Genomic DNA, 18,609 nt, shown 5'->3' with positions numbered 1-18,609 from the left:
CTGAACTCGCGTCAACAGGCTGTCACCCGCCTGTCATGCCCCTGAGTTACCCGCTTGCGGCAAAGCAAATGGGGAATCACTTTGCCATGACGGACGTCTCCTCGGATCTCGTTTTTCGCCGCGGCAAGGAAGTTGGAAAGGCCGTCTACCAGAACCGCCCGCTGTCGAAGGCCGGCCTTTCCGAACGGCTGTTTGCGCTTCTGTTTTCCGGTCTCGTCTATCCGCAGATCTGGGAAGACCCTGAAGTCGACATGGAGGCCATGCAGCTTGGCCAGGGCCACCGCGTCGTCACCATAGCGTCGGGCGGCTGCAACATCCTCGCCTACCTCACCCGCTCGCCTGAACGCGTCGATGCGGTCGACCTCAACGCCGCCCACATCGCCTTGAACCGGATGAAGCTGGAGGCGGTGCGGCATCTGCCCTCGCAGGGCGATCTGTTCCGTTTCTTCGGCGCCGCCGACACCAACCACAATTCGCAAGCCTATGACCGCTTCATCGCGCCGCATCTCGACCCGGTCAGCCGCCACTATTGGGAGCGTCGCAGCTGGCGCGGCCGCCGGCGCATCACCGTCTTCGACCGCAATTTCTACCAGACCGGCCTGCTCGGCCTGTTCATCGCCATGGGCCACCGCATCGCCAAATTCTTCGGCGTCGATCCCGCCGGTCTCATGGCGTCGAAGAGCCTCGCCGACCAGCGCCGCTTCTTCAACGAAGAGCTGGCGCCGGTCTTCGACAAGAAGCTGTTGCGCTGGGCTACCTCGCGCAAGGCCTCGCTGTTCGGCCTTGGCATTCCGCCGGCGCAGTACGATTCGCTGATCACCTCGGGCGATGGTTCGATGGCCAGCGTGCTGAAGGCCCGGCTGGAAAAGCTCGCTTGCGATTTTCCGCTGAAGAACAACTACTTCGCTTGGCAAGCCTTCGCCCGTCGCTATCCCAATCCGGGTGAGGCCGCCCTGCCCGCCTATCTAGAAGAGGCCAACTACAAGGCGATCCGCAACAATGTCGATAGCGTCGGCATCCACCACGCCAATCTGATCGAATTTCTGGCCGGCAAGGACGCAAGCACCGTCGACCGTTTCGTCCTGCTCGACGCGCAGGACTGGATGACGGACGACCAGCTCAATGCCCTTTGGTCGGAGATCACCCGCACCGCCTCGGTCGGCGCCCGAGTCATCTTCCGTACCGCCGCCGAGCCCAGCCTGCTGCCGGGCCGCGTCTCGATCTCGCTGCTCGACCAGTGGACCTACGAGGACGAGGCCTCGCGCGACTGTTCGGCCCGCGACCGCTCGGCCATCTATGGCGGCTTCCACCTCTATGTGAAGCGCGCGGCATGAGCGCGAGCGAGCCGCCGGCCGACCATGCCGAACTGATGGACGGCGTCTACCGCTGGCAGCGCCACATCTACGACCTGACCCGCAAATATTACCTGCTCGGCCGCGACCAGATGATATCCCGGCTGGATGTGCCGGCGAATGGCAGAGTGCTCGAACTTGGCTGCGGCACCGGCCGCAACATCGCGCTTGCCGCCCGCCGCTATCCCGACGCCCGCCTCTACGGCCTCGACATCTCGGCTGAGATGCTGGAGACCGCCGGCAAGGCGATCGGCCGCGACGGCCTGTCCGGCCGCGTCGTGCTGGCGCGCGGCGACGCCACCGATTTCGACGCCAAGACGCTGTTCGGCATCGAGCGCTTCGACCGCATCTTCGTGTCCTATTCGCTGTCGATGATCCCCGGCTGGGAAAAGACGGTTTCAGCAGCCCTTGCGGCACTCGCACCCGGCGGCTCGCTGCATGTCGTCGATTTCGGCCAGCAGGAAGGCTTGCCCAACTGGTTCCGGACATTGCTGCGCGGCTGGCTCAAGAAATTCCATGTCACGCCACGTGAATCATTGCGCGAAGTCTTGGAATCGGAATCTCGGCGAACCGGCGCAAGCTTCTGTTTCCGCGCGCTTTATCGCGGCTATGCCTGGCTGGCGGTCGTCAAGATCGCGCACTCTTACCTCCCCCTCGATGGGGGAGGCCGCGCCGAAGGCGCGGGTGGCCAGGCACCCCGCCCCGGCGCTACGCGCCGACCCTCCCCATCAAGGGGAGGGTAAAGGGAGCTAGCGCAGTGCCTTCATCAGCGCGCCGACCATCACCTGCGGCCGGTAGCCGAGCTTGGCCGGCGTCAACCCCAGCCGCACCACCACCAGTTGCTCCGACGGGATGATGGCGACCGTCTGGCCGTCATGGCCCTCCATCCAGTAGGTATCGTTGGGCAGGCCGGCGGCGACGCCGGCGCCGGGATTTCCTTCGTCCCCCGGGGCTTCGATCCAAAGTTGCCCCTTGCCGTAGACTTTCGAGGCCGGTGCCGGTTCGCGCATCCAGTCGACGAAACCGGCCGGCAGGATCTGGTTGCCGTTCCAGACGCCGCCCTGCAGCAGGAATTGGCCGAACCGCGCCCAGTCATGCCCCGTGGCATAGAGGTAGGATGAGCCGACAAAGGTACCCTCCTCGTCGGTTTCGAGCACCGCGCTTTGCATGCCGAGCGGCCCGAACAGCGCTGCCCTTGGCCACATCAGCGCCTTGTCCTTGTCGCCGATAGCATCCTGCCACAGCCGCGACAGCATCACCGCCGTGCCGCTCGAATAGGAAAAGACCTTGCCGACGTCGCCGGTCAGCGGCTTGGCCTCGGCGAAGCCCGCCATATCCGGTTCGAGGTAGAGCATGCGCGTCACATCGGCAACGTCGCCATAATCCTCGTTGAACTCGAGTCCGCTCGACATCGCCATCATATCGGCAAGGCTGATGGCGGCGCGGCCGTCCGCCTTCCATGAGCCGAACAGGCCCTGATTGGTCACCGCCATCTTGCCGTCCTTGACCAGCGTGCCGACGAGCGCGGCGTTGACTGTCTTGGTCATCGACCAGCCCAGCAGCGGCGTTTTCGCCGAAAAGCCGTCGCCATAACGCTCCGCAACAATGCGGCCATTTTTGACCACCACCACGGCGCGCATGCCGATGCCGGTCATCGCCGCACCGTCGAGGATCTTGTTGATTTCGGGATTTTGCGAGGCATCGACTCGATCTCCCTCGGGCCACAGATCGCCCTTGGTGGCCGCCGACGCCTCGGCAGGGATTGACGTGCGCCGTGCCTTGCCGACGTCGCCATCAGGAACCGAGGCGCAACCCAGGCCGGCGCGCGCAACAGCAACGCTCTTGCCGAGGAAGCCAAGCAGCCCGGCCGAGACGGTCCCCCTGTTCTTGTCGACCGACACCTTCATCAGCCTGAGAAGCGGATGGCCGGGCGCCTGCACGTCGATGGCAAGCACCTCATTGGGATCACGGCCGGCGATAAAAACATTCGAGCAGACAATCTTGGCGGAATAGCCGGAACCGACGCGGATCAGTTCGGGCGGCGCGACGTAGAGCCAGGTAAACAGGGCGGCTATGGCCAACACGACCAGGCCGAGCAGCCATTTGATGATCTTCACGGCGATCCGCATCTTTCCGTCCCTGCTTTTCCGCTGCCCGTGGCTTGCGGCCCGATTTATGTCATCGATTTGCCGCCATTGCTTCCGCAAAATCGGTGTTCTTGTCGAGCGCCGTCAACCTGTTATCAACCATGATCGGCGATCACTGGTGCACGTCGCCCAAAAGTGCGCAGCGGTTTTGGAACAACGACATGCACGAAAATAGCGTATCAGGCGATGCTGTGGGGCGATCGCCTGAGGGGCACCTGCAACGACAACCCAACAGCGACCGGCTGATTCCGGCTCGGGAAATGCGATGCGCCGTTTCGCGGCCCTCATCACGTTGACGCTGCTGGCCGCCTGCTCGACCGCCGGCGATCTCGTGCCCTCGATGTCGCCATCCAGCAGCCCGACGGTTGCCGTGCGCGCACCGCGTTTCGAAGACTCCAAGCCGCATGAATGGGATAGCGGCGCGCCTTGGAACTATGCCGTTCACGGCACCGACGTCTCCAAATACCAGACCTCGGTCGACTGGCCGACGGCCAAGGCCAGCGGCATCTCCTTCGCCTTCATCAAGGCGACCGAGGGCGGCGACCGTTTCGACGAGTATTTCAACGAGCATTGGTCGCGCACCAAGGCCAATGGCATTCCGCGCGCGGCCTACCATTTCTTCTATTTCTGCACGCCTGCCGCCACCCAGGCGCGCTGGTTCATCCAGAACGTGCCCGTCGACCGCTCGGCCATGCCGCCGGTGCTCGACATGGAGTGGAACCCGCAATCGCCGACCTGCCGGCTGCGCCCGGATTCAGCGACGGTGCGGGCCGAAATGACCACCTTTCTCGAGATGATCGAGCGGCACTATGGCAAGAAGCCGATCATCTACACCTCGGTCGACTTCTTCGACGATAACGACCTTGCGACCTTCCGCGGCTATCCCTACTGGCTGCGCTCGGTGGCCGGCCACCCCCGCCAGAGGTACGGCAGCCACCCTTTCACCTTCTGGCAATACACCGGAACCGGTATCGTGCCCGGCATGAACGGCAAGTCCGATATCAACGTCTTCAACGGCACTGAGGCAGCCTGGAAAAAGTGGCTGCGGCAGAACACCCGTTGACACCGGCTCTACCGCCTGCTTTTCGACGTCCCATGCGCACCTACCTGCAGCCACTGGGATATTTACGCCGGAAACAGTCGAAGAGCCGCCTGCGCTCCGGGCTGCTCGCGGCCCTGCTGCTCGGCGCTACGGCGATGCCGGCGGCGGCGCAGGAATGCGGCGGCGACTTCGAAACCTGGAAGCAAGGCGTGGCGGCGGAAGCCAAGGCAGCCGGTGTCGGCGCTGTCGGCCTTAACGCGCTGGAGGCCGCCACCATCGACGACAAGGTGCTCGCGCGTGACCGCGCCCAGGGCGTCTTCGCCCAGACCTTCATTCAGTTCTCCAACCGCATGATCTCGGCCTACCGGCTGAAGCAGGGCGCGGCCAATCTGAAGAAATACGCCGAAATCTTTGCGCGCGCCGACCAGCAGTTCGGTGTCCAGGCGCCGATCATCACCGCCTTCTGGGGGCTGGAGACCGATTTCGGCGCCGTACAGGGCGATTTCCACACGCTGAGCGCCTTGGTGACGCTGTCGCATGACTGCCGCCGCCCGCAGCTGTTTCGGCCGCAACTGCTGCCGCTGTTGACGCTGATCGATCGCGGCGTCGTTCCGGCCGACGTCACCGGCGCCTGGGCCGGCGAGATCGGCCAGACGCAGATCCTGCCTTCCGACTATCTCGCGCGCGGCGTCGACGGCGACGGCGACGGCATCGTCGACCTCAGGCGCAGCGTACCCGACGTGATCATGACCACGGCCAACAAGGTGCTGTCGCGCGGCTGGAAACGCGACCAGCCGTGGATCGAGGAAGTGCGCGTGCCCGAGGACATGCCCTGGGAGCAGACCGGCCGCACCAACAAGCTGCCGCTGTCTCAATGGGCCGCGTGGGGCGTCACCAATCCCGATGGCACGCCGCTGATCGACAATGGCCTGAAGGCCGGCCTGGCGCTGCCGATGGGCCGCAAAGGTCCGGCCTTCCTCGCCTACGACAATTTCGACGTCTATCTCGAATGGAACCAGTCCTTCACCTACGCGCTGACCGCCGCCAACTTCGCCAGCCGGCTGGCCGGGGCAAAGCAGTTCGACCCGCGCAATCCCGAAACCGGGCTCAATGGCGACCAGATGAAGGAATTGCAGACCAAGCTCGAAGCCAGGGGCTATGACGTCGGCACCGTCGACGGCATTCTGGGCACCAACACCCGCGAAGCCATCCGCAAGGAACAGATGCGGCTCGGCATGCCGGTCGACGGCTGGCCGACGCCGGAGCTTTTGGGGAAACTGTGAGTAGAATCTGCCCAAGCTGGGTTCCTTATTCCCTACTCCTTGCCCGGACGAAGTCGATAAATGCCCGCAAAGCCGGGGGGACGTGCCTCGAACTCGGGTGATACAGGAAGAAGCCTGGAAAGCTGGGCGACCAGGGCTCTAGAAATCTCATCAGCCTGCCCGCATTGATCCAGGACTGGACCTGATAGTCGATCATGTAGGCAACGCCTGCTCCACCCAGCGCCGCGTTCAGCATCAGCTCGGTGTCGTTAACAGTCAGGCTGCCCTCGACGGCGATTTCCAGAGACCGTTTGCCGCGCGCGAACTCCCATCGATAGAGGTTGCCGCCACCAGGCCACTGGAATGTTATGCATTGGTGCTGATGCAACTCCTGCGGATGGCGCGGTATGGCCCGATTTTCGAGATAGACGGGAGCGGCCACCGCCGCCATCTGCAAATCCCCGCTCAGTTTCACTGCCACCATGTCCTTCTCCAGCCGCTCGCCAAGCCTGATTCCGGCATCGAACCGTCCTCGAACAATGTCGGTCAGCGTATCGTCGACGATGACGGTCAGCGCGATATCAGGATAGGCGCGTTGGAAGTCGCCAAGGATCGGGCCGATGAACCGCACCGCGGCAACACGCGGCACGTTTATTCGTAGCGAACCCGCCGGCCGATCACGCGCGGCTTGAATGTCCGCTACGGCGCCCTCCAGCTCTTCGAACGCAACGGCAAGGCGCGCAAACAGCGTCTCGCCGGCACCAGTGGGTGAAACACTACGCGTCGTGCGATTCAGCAACCTGATGCCGATGCGAGCCTCCAGTTGCCGAATCGACTGGCTGAGCGCCGGCGGGGAAACACGCAGCCGGGCGGCGGCGCGGACGAAACTACGCTCTTCCACGATTGCGGCGAATGCCTTGAGCTCGGCGAATTCAGAACCGCGCATTGTGTATCCCTAGATTAACAAGCTAGTCAGATAATAGGCCATTATCTGATCAGTTGCATGGCCCTATTTCTCGACTAGCGGACCCGTCAGATGAAACCGGCACGGGCCTGAATGATTGAAGGAAACGTATCATGCCCAAGTCCTTGCAAGGCAAAACCGCACTCGTCACCGGCAGTTCGCGCGGCATTGGGCGAGCCATCGCCGAAGGACTCGCCTCCAAGGGCGCTGCCGTCGTCGTCAACTATGTCGGCAACCACGAAGCCGCTGACGAGGTCGTGGCCGCCATCGCCGGCAGGAGAGGAAAGGCGATCGCCGTCCAGGCCGACATATCAAGCGTCTCGGATATTCATCGCCTGTTTGACGAGGCTGAGAGTGAGTTCGGCGCGATCGACATCGTGGTTGCCAATGTCGGCGTCGCCGTCATCAAGCCTCTGACGGAGGCAACCGAAGCCGATTTCGACCATGTCTTCGGCACCAATGCCAAGGGCACCTTCTTCGTGCTTCAGGAAGCAGCGCGCCGTGTGCGAAACGGTGGCCGCATCATCGCGGTCTCCACCGGCGGCACCAAGATGTTCTTCACGCAAACGGCGCTCTATCTCGGCAGCAAGGGCGCCGTCGAACAATTCGTCCGTGTGCTCTCGCGTGAACTCGGACCGCGCGGCATCACCGTGAATGCGCTGTCGCCTGGCTTCACCGACACGGACCTGCTTCCCGAGCGCGATCGCGCCGTGGCGGCCGGCATGTCTCCATTTGGCAGGATCGGCGCGCCCCGCGACGTTGCCGATGTCGCGGTCTTCCTGGCCAGCGACGAGGCCCGCTGGCTGACCGGCGAGAATATCCAGGCCGGTGGAGGCGTCGCCTAATCCGCCATTGTCTCCAGGCTGGCGAATCCCTGCGGCGCATCGCCTTCATCGAAGGGTGTCGTCACCTCGACGAAGGTATCGGGATAAAAGCCGTTGAAGCGGGTTCTCAGCGACAGCGAATAGGCACCGATATGGCCGATCTCGATCCAGTCGCCGGTGTCGACGGTTTCCGGCAGCCAGAACGGCCGCGACAGGATGTCGACGGAATCGCAGGTCGCGCCGCAGACCTTGAACGGCACGATGTTCTTCTCCTCGCCATTGCGCGAGCGGATCGCCGGATCGGGGATGAAGCGGGCCGGCAGTGTGATCTTGCCGGTCCAAGAATCCGACAGCGACGCCCAGATGCCGTCATTGATGTAGAGCCGCTTGCCCTTGCGCAGCAGCACCCGCACGATCAGCGAGAGGCAGCGCGCCACGATCACCCGGCCGGGCTCGGCCACCAACGGGATCTGGTCGAACTGGTATTCCCTGAGGTCGCCCGACAGCCGCGACATGATCTGGCCGAGCGACGGCATCTCGATCTGCTTGCGATTGGGGTCATGGCCGTACTCGGCGGGAAAGCCGCCGCCGACATCGAGCCCCGCAATGTCGAAGGTCAGCCGGTTGCGCACCCAATCGGCGGAGGCCAGCGCCCGTTCATAGGTGTCGGGATCCTCGATCTGGCTGCCGACATGGAAGCACAGGCCGACCTTGTAGCCGGTGCGGTTGAGCCGCTCGGCGAGTTCCACCGCATAGGCCGGCCCGGCGCCGAATTTCTTCGACAGTTCATAGGCCGCCGAACCCTTGGTCTGGATTCGCACGAACACGCTGATGGAGCCCGGATCGATGTCAAGCGCCCGCACCACCCGCGTCAGCTTGGTGATCTCGTCCTCATGGTCGAGCGAAATGACGCGGATGGCGTATTTTTCCAGCGCAAGCTTGATGTCCGACTGCGCCTTGACCGGATGCATGTAGAGCATCTCGGCGTCGGGTGAGACGGCGCGCACTGCGGCGAACTCGCCGGGCGAGGCCACATCGAAGGCGGTGACGCCGGCTTCGACCAGCGCCTTCAGCACGATCTGCTCGCCATTGGTCTTGACTGCGTAGGCTGTCTTGCCGGGAAACATGCCCATGAACTGTTTGGCATCCGCCTTCAGCACCTGCGGGCGAAAGCAGTAGACCGGATCGTCCGGCCGAAGCGCCAGCGCCGCCTCGCGGGCATTCTCGAATCGCTGCATGGACGAATCCCCTGACTTCTCGGCTGCGCACAATTAATCCAAGCTAGCGGCCAAAGAAAACAATTCTGTGTCTGGCGGGCACTGACCCAGCGGCGCACCCTCTGGCAGCATTGTTGCCAGCAATCAGGTTTCGGGTGGCTCTTGTCGCCGGACCCGATATGCCTTCTGCCTGAGTGGCTGGCATTGATGCCGCGGGGAAGGACGTTCACGATGGCAATAGCCACGACAGCCGTGCAGCGCGGACCGATGACGCTGAGGGACTGGGGACAGCTTCTGCTGCTCGGCGCCATCTGGGGCGGCTCGTTCTTCTTTGCCCGCATCGCCGTTGCCGAAATGCACCCGCTGGTGCTGGTGCTGTTTCGCGTTGCCATTGCGGCCATTGCACTGCAGCTCTATCTCGGCATTCGCGGTCCGTCCTTCCGCCTCGCCTTCCCGCATGCCGGCCTGTTTTTCCTTTTGGCGCTCGCCAACAATGTCGTCCCGTTCTCGCTGATCTTTGCCGGCCAGACCGCGCTTGGCGCCGGCGTCGCCTCGGTGCTCAATGCGACGACGCCGTTCTGGACGCTGATCCTCGCCAACGCGCTGACAGCGGACGAAAAGCTCTCCTGGAACAAGCTTGCCGGCATCGGGCTCGGCATCGCCGGCACCGCTGTCATGATCGGCCCCGGCCTGCTGGCCGGGCTCGGCGGCCCGGTCTGGGCGAAATTCGCGCTGATCGGCGCCTCGCTGTCATACGCCGTCGCGCTGATGATTGCCCGCCGCTTCAAGGGCGTGCCCTCGCCGGTCATCGCCACCGGACAATTGACGGCGTCGACCATCATCATGATCCCGGTGGTGCTGCTCACCTATGGCCCGGCCGGCCTGTTCTCGGCCTCGCCGCCGGTCTGGACGGCGGTGCTGGCGCTGGCGCTGCTCTCCACCGCCTTCGCCTACATCCTCTATTTCAACCTCGTCGCCTCGGCCGGCGCCACCAACGCCTCGCTGGTCACGCTCATCGTCCCGGCCAGCGCCATCCTGCTCGGCCTCCTGTTCCTCGGCGAGCGGCTCGCTCTGTTCGAGTTCTGCGGCATGGCACTGATCGCGCTTGGCCTGTTGACGATCGACGGGCGGTTGTTTGGTCGGCGCTAATGCCTGTCGACCAAAAGTGCGCAGCGGTTTTGGGACAACGACGCGCTTTAGGTCTGGTAGCGCTGCCATGCCTCGCTTTCGCCACGGCCGCGTCACAATTTATTCACAGGCTGCCAGCGGCTTTTGCCGAAGAGTTTCAATGCCTAACGACAGGTGGCAGGTCGCAAATTCCACAATCGCGTCGCATTGCAGCATATTTTCCGCTTGCCTGTGGCACAAATGCCCCTAGACTCCACCCATAGCTCTTGAAGAGGAGACTATGACATGGGACTTACGAGGCCAATCAACGCATTGATGATCTGTGCTGCATTTGCCTTCATTGGCGCCCTTATCATAGGTGTTCTTCCGTAACCGCCGGAGCGGAAGAACAGCAGCAATAGCCCACAAATTCGAAAGGCCGGGTGTTTCGCCCGGCCTTTTGCATTTCAGATTTCATACCACGATGAAGCTCAGGCGGCGGCGGATCCAGCTGCCTCTGTTTCGTGGGAGCGGATGCCGATCATATGGCAGATGGCAAACACCAGGTCGGCCCGGTTCATGGTGTAGAAATGGAAGTCGCTGACGCCGCGCTCGACGAGATCGAGCACCTGCTCGGCCGCCACGGCAGACGCCACGAGCGCATGCGTCTGCGGATCGTTGTGCAGCCCTTCGAACCGCTCGGCCAGCCATGCCGGCACCAGCGCGCCGCAGCGTGCGGAGAAATTGGCGACCTGGGTGAAATTGTGCACCGGCAGGATGCCGGGCACGATCGGGATGTAGATGCCGGCGCGGCGCGCCTTCTCGACGTAACGCTCGTAGAGATCGTTGTCGAAGAAGAACTGGGTGATCGCCCGCGTCGCGCCATTGTCGGCCTTGCGCTTCAGCATGTCGAAGTCGGTGGCAAAGTCCGGACTTTCCGGATGCTTTTCGGGATAGGCCGAGACCGAGATGTCGAAATCGCCGGCGTCCTTCAGCGCTCCGACAAGTTCGGCGCCATTGGCATAGCCATCGGGATGCGGCCGGTAGGCCGTACCGACACCCGCCGCCGGATCGCCGCGCAACGCAACGAAGCGCTTCACGCCCATATCGGCGAATTCGCGGACGACGGCATCGACCTCATGGCGGGCGGCGTCGACGCAGGTCATGTGCGCCGCCGGCGTCAGCGCCGTCTCGTTCAGGATGCGCTTGACCGTGCGCGCCGTGCGCTCCCGCGTCGAGCCGCCGGCGCCATAGGTCACCGAGACGAATCTCGGCTTCAGCGGCTCCAGCCTGGTGACGGTGTCCCAGAGCCTGGCTTCCATCTCGTCGGTCTTCGGCGGGAAGAACTCGAAGGAGACGCGGACCTTGTCGCCAATGTCGGGACGGCGGGAAAAGCGGAACTGGTTCATCAGGCGATTTCCCCCATAGGGTACGCTTTGGTGGGTTGGGTGTCATTTGAAGGCTCGGCGATCAGCATGCGGCGGTCGCGGCCGAGCCACAGCTTGACGGTGAGCCTGGCTTCGTTGCCGCCGCGCGGCTCGAATTCCTGGGCATCCTCGAGATCGAGCCCGGCATCGGCAAACCATTCGGAGATCTGGCGGTCGGAAAAGCCCAGCCTGACATGCGCATGCAGGTCGCGCAGGAATTCCAGTGCATGCGGCGCGAAATCGACGATCACCAGCCGGCCCGACGGGCGCAGCAGCCTTGCCGCCTCGCGGATGGCGCGGGCGGGATCGTCCAGATAGTGCAGCACCTGATGGATGGTGACGAGGTCGAAGGCGTCGCGCTCGACCGGCGGCGCGAAAATGTCGCCTTGGCGGACCTGGGCATTGGCGATGCCTGCCTTGTCGAGATTGGCCCGCGCCACCGTCAGCATTTCGCGCGACATGTCGATGCCGACACCGCGCCGGTAGAGCGGCGAAAATATCTCCAGCAGCCGCCCGGTACCGGTGCCGAGGTCTAGCATCGACTGGAATGGCCGCTTGCCGACCAGCTTGAGGAGTGCGGCTTCCACCGCGCGGTCCGGCACATGCAGCGAGCGGATGTGATCCCAGCTGGCGGCGTTCTCGGAGAAATACTCGGCGGCACGGTCCTGGCGCTTGCGCTTGACCGATGCCAACCGCTCGAGATCGCGCTCGACCTGTGGATCGGCGCCGCGAATGCCAGAGACCAGCCCCATGACGAAGTCGCGCGCGGAATCCGTATCCGACAGCCGGAAGAAGGCCCACGAGCCCTCCTGGTAGCGGCCGATCAACCCGGCCTCCAGCAGCAGCTTCAAATGCCGCGACACCCGCGGTTGCGACTGGCTGAGGATCTCGGTGAGGTCGGACACGGTGAGATCGCCGCGCGACAGCAGCGCCAGGATGCGGAGCCGGCTCGATTCGGCCGCAGCCTTCAACGTATCAACCATCGTATCGAGCGAAACATGCATCGGCGCGTTCTCGTTGAAAAAGATATAAACATATGTTTATGTCAGCTTTGACGACATGGCAAGGCCTATGTCGCTTCCTGACAAGAAAATGCCGCACACATGATCCCCGCCTGAGAGAACCGCTTTTCCCTGACGATCGGCTGGAAACTTGTGCTAGGGCGAAAGCCATGTTCGAGAAGCGCGACGGCGAAAAGCTCCTGCAGACTGACCCGGCTGACATGCCGGCGGATGGCCATATCGTGTTCATCGGCCGCATCGCCTCGCCATGGAAATCCAGGCAAACCTGCCCAAAGAACATGCGCGCGGCGCGCGAGGCCGGACAGGCGGCCACGGTTCTCATCGACCCTGCCTATCGCGACGGCCTGCTTGCGCTGGAGCGGGCCAGCCACATCGTCATCCTGTCCTGGCTGCATCACGCGCCGCGGGCATTGATTGTCCAGAGACCCCGCCATGCGGCTGAGCCGAAAGGCGTTTTCTCGCTGCGCTCCCCTGCCCGGCCGAACCCAGTCGGGCTGCATATCGCCGGCCTGATCGCCGTCGACATCGACCACGGCCGCATCGCCATCGACGCCATCGATGTGCTCGACGGCACCCCGGTGATCGACATCAAGCCCTATTTCGCCTCGACCGACGCCTTTCCCGAGGCGACCATTGCCGGGCGTGACGAAAAATGAGCGCGCCCACCGGCCGCCGCCGCGCCATCGCCAAGGCGCTGACCGCACTGCTGCCCCTGGCACCCTATGCCGATATGGAGAAAATCCGCACCGAGGCCGGCGCCGTGCACATGAAGACGCTGCCGCCGGGCATCGCGGTCTGGCTGGCGACGATCGCCCATATCAGGCACGGCCATACCGACTATGAAAAGCTGCTGGCCGAGGGCTATGACCGCGACTCGGCGCGGTTCTTCGTCATCGAGCAAACAAACATGGTGCTGACCCGTTGGCGCGCCACGCGCCTGCTCGATGCAGAGGACGAAGAGGAATAACTTCAGCTACCGTCGCTTCAATACGGCAACCGCATTGTAGGGCTGGCCGTCGGCCTGGCCAACCCAGGTCCAGGACAGGTTCCCTTTGAAAAATCGGACGGTGATGCCGCCACCGTCGATGCACTTGTCCTGGCCGTAGCTGATGTTTTCCCGGTATTCCGCCGAACTGTCGTCGCGAGAAATCTGGGTCAACGATCCGCCGCAGCCGAGCGACGGATAGTCGATCGACGCGGCGCCATCGCCGATTGTCATTGCGATCGCCCAATCGGCGCCGGCAGCACCGGCCGGACTTTGATGACCGCTGCCGGTCCAGACGCCGTTGAGCCCCGCCGCGTTGACCACGCAAGGCACGTTCTGAAAGATCGGCGTCAGCTCGCTGCCCGTCTTCTCGCAACGATAGGTCTGGCCGTTCTGGCACAGCGCCTCGCCCTCGCGAGCGCATTGCGCGAAGGCATGGCCAGTGACGAAGACGAGGAAAATTGCAAAGCTGATGGTCCGAAAAGATCTGCCCATTTTGCCCCTCCCGGCCGGATATTTTCAAGCCGGACCATAGGGCATATCGAATGTGCTACCTAGGACAAACAGCGATGGTTGGGTGGCCCTATGCCGCCTGCAGGGGACCACTAGCTTGAATCTGCCGCATCAAGCCGAAGGGACCAATCGCCATGAACCGAAGCGCAGCAGCCGGTAGCATTGTGCCATTGCCGGCTTTGTCGGATCGCCATATCGATCCGCATTCCTATCCCGACGGCATCGCCTTTCTCGATGGTCAGTATCTGCCGATGTCGCAAGCCAAGATCTCGGTGCTGGATTGGGGCTTCCTGCATTCCGACGCCACCTACGACACCGTGCATGTCTGGGACGGGAGCTTCTTCCGACTCGACCTGCATCTCGACCGCTTCTTCGCCGGCTTGCAAGAACTGCGCATGACGATCCCGTCCGACCGCGATGGTGTGGCCGAGATTCTGCACAATTGCGTGGCGCTGTCGGGCCATCGCGCCGCCTATGTCGAAATGCTGTGCACACGCGGCGCCTCGCCGACCTTCAGCCGCGATCCGCGCCAGGCGGTCAACCGCTTCATGGCCTTCGCAGTTCCCTTCGGCTCGGTCGCCAATGCCGAGCAGTTGCGGCGCGGCCTGCATGTCGCCATTAGCGACAAGGTGCGCATTCCGCCGGTCTCGATCGATCCGGCGATCAAGAACTACCACTGGCTCGACCTCGTGCGCGGCCTCTACGACGCTTATGACCGTGGGGCCGAAACCGCATTGATTCTCGACTTCAACGGCAATGTCGCCGAAGGCCCCGGCTTCAACGTGTTCTGCGTCAAGGACGGCAGGCTGTCGACGCCAGCCGCCGGCGTGCTGCCCGGCATCACCAGGCGCACCGTCTTCGACCTCTGCGCCGAGGCAGCGCTTCCCACCACGGCCGTCGACGTCAGCGTTGCCGCGCTGAAGGCTGCCGACGAAGTCTTCATCACTTCCACCGCCGGCGGCATCATGCCGGTGACAGTGATCGACGGCGCTGCTGTCGCCGACGGCAAGATAGGCGGGATCACAAAGCGCTTGATGGCGCTCTACTGGCAAAAGCATGACGACCCGGCCTGGTCGAGCCCGGTGCGCTATCCCTGACCGGCGAAGGTCCTGCTCCACACGATGACGTGACCAAAAAGATTCCCCCTCGCCTCTGGAAAATCGCTCGACGCACCGTATATCGCGGAAGCGGAGAAGCCTCCGCTTCCCAGTTCACGGCCCGCATGGGCAAGGATTCCACGTCATGACAAGCAAGGTTTGGTTCATCACCGGATCGTCGAAAGGTTTTGGCCGAGTCTGGGCCGAGGCCGCACTCGCTCGCGGCGACCGTGTCGCCGCAACCGCGCGCGATGCCGGCACGCTCGCCGATCTCGTCGCGAAATACGGCGATAATGTCGCCGCGATCAAGCTCGACGTCACCGACAAGAAGGCTGTCGATGCGGCCATCGCCGAGGCGCACAAGCGCTTTGGCCGGCTCGACGTCGTCATCAACAATGCCGGCTATGGCCATTTCGGCGCCATCGAGGAAGTCAGCGAACAGGAAGCTCGCGACCAGATCGAAACCAATGTGTTCGGCGCGCTCTGGGTCACACGGGCGGCTTTGCCGATCATGCGGGCGCAGGGCTCCGGCCATATCATGCAGATCTCGTCGATCGGCGGCGTCAACGCCTTTGCCTCGCTCGGCCTTTACCATGCCTCGAAATGGGCGCTCGAAGCCTTCAGCCAGTCGCTCAGCATCGAGGTCGCCGAATTCGGCATCCATGTGACGCTTGTCGAACCGGGCGGCTTCTCCACCGATTGGTCCGGCGCCTCGGCCAAGGTCTCCAAAGCGATCGAGGCTTACGCGCCGGCCCGTGCCAAGATGGCGGAACGCCGCGCCAACTCGGTCGCCGGCGACCCCAAGGCCACCGGACCGGCGATGCTTGAAATCGTCGACGCGGCCGAGCCGCCGCTGCGCGTCTTCTTCGGCGATGGCGGCCTACCGATGATCAAGCAGGAATACGCCAACCGCATCGCGCTGTGGGAAAAGTGGGACCACGTTTCCGTCGAGGCGCAGGGCGCCAAGAAGAACCGCAAGGCGGCCTGAGCGCGTCTTGAAATCCGGCTGCGTCGCCCCGGCGGCGCAGCCCGTGCCCTAGCCCGGTACTAGGATCGATAAATCCACTGCTCGGGCACGCGCACCGAGATCTCTTCCCCTGTTGTCATACGACCCGGTTTCTCGACCCAAGCAACGAGGCCGCGCAGCCGTTTCGCCGCCTTCGGGAAGGCCAGCGCGCCGGCCTCCCGATCGGCCATCTCGGCGTTTTCGGCGATCGAACGTCCAGCAAGCCGGCAAGGCCCGTTCTGCGCATCGACCTTGATCGTCACGCCACTTCTAAAGAACAGCAGCGTGCCTGACGGCAGCATCGAGAGATGCGGCACGCCTTCGATCAACAGATTGGCGCCGATCCATTCCGGCTTGATCTCGGCCAGCCCCATCCGCTCGGCAACGACGGCGAGTTCATCCGCGGCTACGATTGATATCTGCCGCTCGTTGCGGATTTCGGTGCCGCGCGGATACCAGGGTTCGTGACCGCCCGAACGACGGGTGGCGCCGGCGTGGAAGTCGCCGTCGATGCCTTCGAAACCGAGCTGCAATGCTTCCACTGGGCGCGTCTGAAAGTGATTCGACGGTGCGGCGTAGAGCGCCGTCACCCTGGCTACGAGTTTTCGCGCTGAAATGATCTCGATCGGAGCCTCAGGGAAAAGATCCAGCATGGCTTACTCCTTGTGCAAGATCGCATTAGCGATAGCCATGAGCCCGGTCCAGTCCAAAGCAATGATGATCCGATCAAGCGGGCTGATGGCAGCCGATCACGATCTTCTTACCGCGGATCGCATATCCTATCGTACTGCGCCGCATTGCAGCCGTGCTGCACCGGCCTCATGGTGAGACAAGTCTGCGGAGGTTTCCATGCGTCCCGGGACTGCAATCGCGCTGCTTTGGCTGATCTGGGTCGTGTCCTGGTTTCTAGCCGCCTTCTGGGCCGACCCGGCGAAAAAGCGTGCCGGCATCCAGGAGGAGCTTCGCTATCGCGCTTTGTGGTTGTTCGGCGCGGTGCTGCTGTTCATTCCCGCGCATGGCTATGCCGGCCGGCTGCGATTCTGGTTTCCGACCCTTGCCGAAGCGTGGATCTGCGCAGGGCTTGTTGCCGTTGGCCTGTTGTTCGCCTGGTGGGCGCGGTTGCATCTCGGCCGTTTCTGGTCGGCTTCGGTGACGGCCAAGGCCGAACACCGTGTCGTCGACACCGGTCCCTACAGAATGGTCCGCCACCCGATCTATACCGGACTGCTTCTGGCGATCCTTGCCACAATGGCGGCCAAAGGCACGGTCTGGGGCATCGCCGGCGCGATTCCTCTCACCATCGGCATCGTCATGAAGGCAAGGCTGGAGGAACGCTTTCTGCGCGGAGAACTCGGCAACGCCTATGACGATTATGCCCGCAGCGTACCGATGCTGGTGCCGTTCATGCCGGCCTGATTACAGCATCCGCAAAAGCGCGCCGCCGATCGAATAGCCGGCGCCGAAGGCGCACAGCACGCCGAAATCGCCGGGCTTCATGTCGGCGTGGTTTTCCGACAGCGCGATGATGGCGCCGGCGCCGGCGGTGTTGCCGAGCCGCTCCAGCACCATCGGCGCGCGGTCGTGGTCGACCTCGTGGCCGAAGGCCAGTTTCAGGATCATGGCGTTCATGCGCGCATTGGCCTGATGCAGCCAGAAGCGCCTGATGGCTTGCGGCGTCAGCCCGTGCTCGGCGAGGAATTCGACAATGAATTTGTGGCCGGCGACGGTGACTTCCTTGAACACCTTGTTGCCGACCTGCTTGATCAGATTGCCTTCGAGGTTGATCATGTAAGGATCGTCCTGGGCGGTGCGGGTGTGATAGCCCAGATTGGTGCGGATATTGTTCGACATCTGCGTCCAGGTGCGCGTGTCCAGCACCTCGAAGCGCCCCGGCCGCTTCTCGCCCCTGGCCAGCCCCTCGACCACCATCGCCACCGACGCATCGCCGAAGATGAAATGCGTCTGCCGGTCGCGGAAATTGAGATGGCCGGTGATGATCTCCGGCGTGGCCACCAGCACGCGTTTGTGCGCGCCCGCCCGCACCAGATTGGCCGCAATGTGCAAAGCGGCCGCGGCCGATGAACAACCAAGCCCCATATCGAAGCCGGCGCCCTTGGTGCCCAGCGCCTGCTGCATTTCGATGGCGATCGCCGGATAGGGCCGCTGCTGGTGCGAGGCCGAGCAGATCACCAGGTCGATGTCGGACGGCTTCAGGCCGGCATGGTCGAGCGCCTTCCTGGCTGCGGCGACGCCGAACTCGGCCTGCAGCGACAGCGCATCGTCGGGCCGCGCCGGAATGCGCGGCGCCATGCGGGTCGGATCGAGAATGCCTTCGCGCTCGATCACATGCCGGGTCTGGACGCCCGAGGCATGAACGATGAAGGCGCTGTCGGATTTCTGCAGCAGCGTCTCATCCGTGCCTTGCCGGCGTGCATTCTCGGTGTCGACCCAGGCATTGAAGCTGGCGACCAGTTCTTCATTGGTGATCTTGGCTTCAGGGATTTCAACGCCAATGCCGCTGATGATGACGCGATGCATATCCAGTCCGTCCATGCGCAGGCGTTGTCGTTCTCATGTGAACGACGAAGGGGCGCGACACAACACTTTTCTCACCCCACCGGTTTACGCCGGCTTAAACCATAGG

Annotated in this window: 19 protein-coding genes; 11 read left to right on the top strand and 8 right to left on the bottom strand. The window is 63.4% G+C overall.

What is annotated here, in order from left to right; all coding sequences use genetic code 11:
• Positions 1-35 precede the first annotated feature (35 nt).
• Positions 36-1,334, top strand: a complete 1,299-nt coding sequence (locus NKJ75_RS11980) for a BtaA family protein (RefSeq protein WP_031204051.1) — start codon at positions 36-38, stop codon at positions 1,332-1,334.
• Entirely contained in the window at positions 1,331-2,095 is a 765-nt protein-coding gene (locus NKJ75_RS11975; protein WP_023833910.1) for a class I SAM-dependent methyltransferase, read from the top strand. The genes NKJ75_RS11980 and NKJ75_RS11975 overlap by 4 nt, the downstream gene beginning before the upstream one ends.
• A 6-nt stretch (positions 2,096-2,101) precedes the next feature.
• Here NKJ75_RS11975 and NKJ75_RS11970 read toward each other — a convergent pair whose 3' ends face one another.
• Positions 2,102-3,481, bottom strand: a complete 1,380-nt coding sequence (locus NKJ75_RS11970; RefSeq protein ID WP_023690860.1) for a serine hydrolase domain-containing protein — start codon at positions 3,479-3,481, stop codon at positions 2,102-2,104.
• Between the two features lie 283 nt (positions 3,482-3,764).
• On the opposite strand from NKJ75_RS11970, the gene NKJ75_RS11965 reads away from it, so the two are divergent.
• Both NKJ75_RS11965 and NKJ75_RS11960 read left to right on the top strand, forming a co-directional pair.
• A complete protein-coding gene (locus NKJ75_RS11965; RefSeq protein ID WP_023833911.1) occupies positions 3,765-4,562 on the top strand; it encodes a glycoside hydrolase family 25 protein in 798 nt (265 codons plus the stop codon).
• Positions 4,563-4,594: 32 nt separating this feature from the next.
• The gene (locus tag NKJ75_RS11960) at positions 4,595-5,824 is read left to right on the top strand and encodes a lytic murein transglycosylase (protein WP_023682152.1); all 1,230 of its coding nucleotides are present in this window, start codon (positions 4,595-4,597) and stop codon (positions 5,822-5,824) included.
• Positions 5,825-5,849: 25 nt separating this feature from the next.
• Here NKJ75_RS11960 and NKJ75_RS11955 read toward each other — a convergent pair whose 3' ends face one another.
• Positions 5,850-6,749, bottom strand: coding sequence for a LysR family transcriptional regulator (locus NKJ75_RS11955; protein WP_023682153.1), 900 nt, complete (start codon positions 6,747-6,749; stop codon positions 5,850-5,852).
• 131 nt (positions 6,750-6,880) lie between these two features.
• On the opposite strand from NKJ75_RS11955, the gene NKJ75_RS11950 reads away from it, so the two are divergent.
• The gene (locus NKJ75_RS11950; RefSeq protein WP_023682154.1) at positions 6,881-7,612 is read left to right on the top strand and encodes an SDR family oxidoreductase; all 732 of its coding nucleotides are present in this window, start codon (positions 6,881-6,883) and stop codon (positions 7,610-7,612) included.
• On the opposite strand, the gene NKJ75_RS11945 is transcribed toward NKJ75_RS11950, so the two are convergent.
• A complete protein-coding gene (locus NKJ75_RS11945; RefSeq protein ID WP_023668250.1) occupies positions 7,609-8,829 on the bottom strand; it encodes an alanine racemase in 1,221 nt (406 codons plus the stop codon). The genes NKJ75_RS11950 and NKJ75_RS11945 overlap by 4 nt on opposite strands.
• 210 nt (positions 8,830-9,039) lie before the next feature.
• Between NKJ75_RS11945 and NKJ75_RS11940 the strand changes: the two genes are divergently transcribed.
• The gene (locus NKJ75_RS11940; RefSeq protein ID WP_023699616.1) at positions 9,040-9,957 is read left to right on the top strand and encodes a DMT family transporter; all 918 of its coding nucleotides are present in this window, start codon (positions 9,040-9,042) and stop codon (positions 9,955-9,957) included.
• A 449-nt stretch (positions 9,958-10,406) separates the two neighbouring features.
• Here the strand turns inward: NKJ75_RS11940 and metF are convergent, their stop codons facing one another.
• Together metF and NKJ75_RS11930 are read right to left on the bottom strand one after the other, a co-directional pair.
• Positions 10,407-11,324, bottom strand: coding sequence for a methylenetetrahydrofolate reductase [NAD(P)H] (gene metF / locus NKJ75_RS11935; protein ID WP_023690856.1), 918 nt, complete (start codon positions 11,322-11,324; stop codon positions 10,407-10,409).
• A complete protein-coding gene (locus NKJ75_RS11930; protein WP_023833913.1) occupies positions 11,324-12,346 on the bottom strand; it encodes an ArsR/SmtB family transcription factor in 1,023 nt (340 codons plus the stop codon). Before NKJ75_RS11930 ends, metF begins: the two co-directional genes overlap by 1 nt.
• A gap of 167 nt (positions 12,347-12,513) precedes the next feature.
• Here NKJ75_RS11930 and tsaA point away from each other — a divergent pair, with 167 nt between their 5' ends.
• The gene (tsaA, locus tag NKJ75_RS11925; RefSeq protein ID WP_023714782.1) at positions 12,514-13,020 is read left to right on the top strand and encodes a tRNA (N6-threonylcarbamoyladenosine(37)-N6)-methyltransferase TrmO; all 507 of its coding nucleotides are present in this window, start codon (positions 12,514-12,516) and stop codon (positions 13,018-13,020) included.
• Complete coding sequence (locus tag NKJ75_RS11920) at positions 13,017-13,331, top strand: DUF2293 domain-containing protein (protein WP_023668245.1); 315 nt, start codon at positions 13,017-13,019, stop codon at positions 13,329-13,331. The genes tsaA and NKJ75_RS11920 overlap by 4 nt, the downstream gene beginning before the upstream one ends.
• Before the next feature lie 6 nt (positions 13,332-13,337).
• On the opposite strand, the gene NKJ75_RS11915 is transcribed toward NKJ75_RS11920, so the two are convergent.
• The gene (locus NKJ75_RS11915) at positions 13,338-13,844 is read right to left on the bottom strand and encodes a hypothetical protein (RefSeq protein WP_023682159.1); all 507 of its coding nucleotides are present in this window, start codon (positions 13,842-13,844) and stop codon (positions 13,338-13,340) included.
• A gap of 152 nt (positions 13,845-13,996) precedes the next feature.
• On the opposite strand from NKJ75_RS11915, the gene NKJ75_RS11910 reads away from it, so the two are divergent.
• On the top strand, positions 13,997-14,959 hold the full coding sequence (locus tag NKJ75_RS11910; RefSeq protein WP_023749907.1) for a D-amino acid aminotransferase: 963 nt from the start codon (positions 13,997-13,999) through the stop codon (positions 14,957-14,959).
• A gap of 145 nt (positions 14,960-15,104) precedes the next feature.
• Positions 15,105-15,947 (top strand): SDR family oxidoreductase, encoded by an 843-nt coding sequence (locus tag NKJ75_RS11905; protein WP_352499718.1) that lies wholly within the window; start codon positions 15,105-15,107, stop codon positions 15,945-15,947.
• A gap of 59 nt (positions 15,948-16,006) precedes the next feature.
• Here NKJ75_RS11905 and NKJ75_RS11900 read toward each other — a convergent pair whose 3' ends face one another.
• Positions 16,007-16,618 (bottom strand): MOSC domain-containing protein, encoded by a 612-nt coding sequence (locus tag NKJ75_RS11900; protein ID WP_352499717.1) that lies wholly within the window; start codon positions 16,616-16,618, stop codon positions 16,007-16,009.
• 196 nt (positions 16,619-16,814) lie between these two features.
• Between NKJ75_RS11900 and NKJ75_RS11895 the strand changes: the two genes are divergently transcribed.
• Positions 16,815-17,381, top strand: coding sequence for a methyltransferase family protein (locus NKJ75_RS11895; RefSeq protein ID WP_023823181.1), 567 nt, complete (start codon positions 16,815-16,817; stop codon positions 17,379-17,381).
• Here NKJ75_RS11895 and NKJ75_RS11890 read toward each other — a convergent pair whose 3' ends face one another.
• A complete protein-coding gene (locus NKJ75_RS11890; RefSeq protein WP_352499762.1) occupies positions 17,382-18,503 on the bottom strand; it encodes a beta-ketoacyl-ACP synthase III in 1,122 nt (373 codons plus the stop codon).
• Positions 18,504-18,609 lie beyond the last annotated feature (106 nt).

This window comes from Mesorhizobium sp. M0058, assembly GCF_040323095.1.
Classification (GTDB): Bacteria; Pseudomonadota; Alphaproteobacteria; order Rhizobiales; family Rhizobiaceae; genus Mesorhizobium.
Note: the sequence above shows the minus strand (reverse complement) of the source record. Positions and strands in the feature narration are given on the sequence as shown.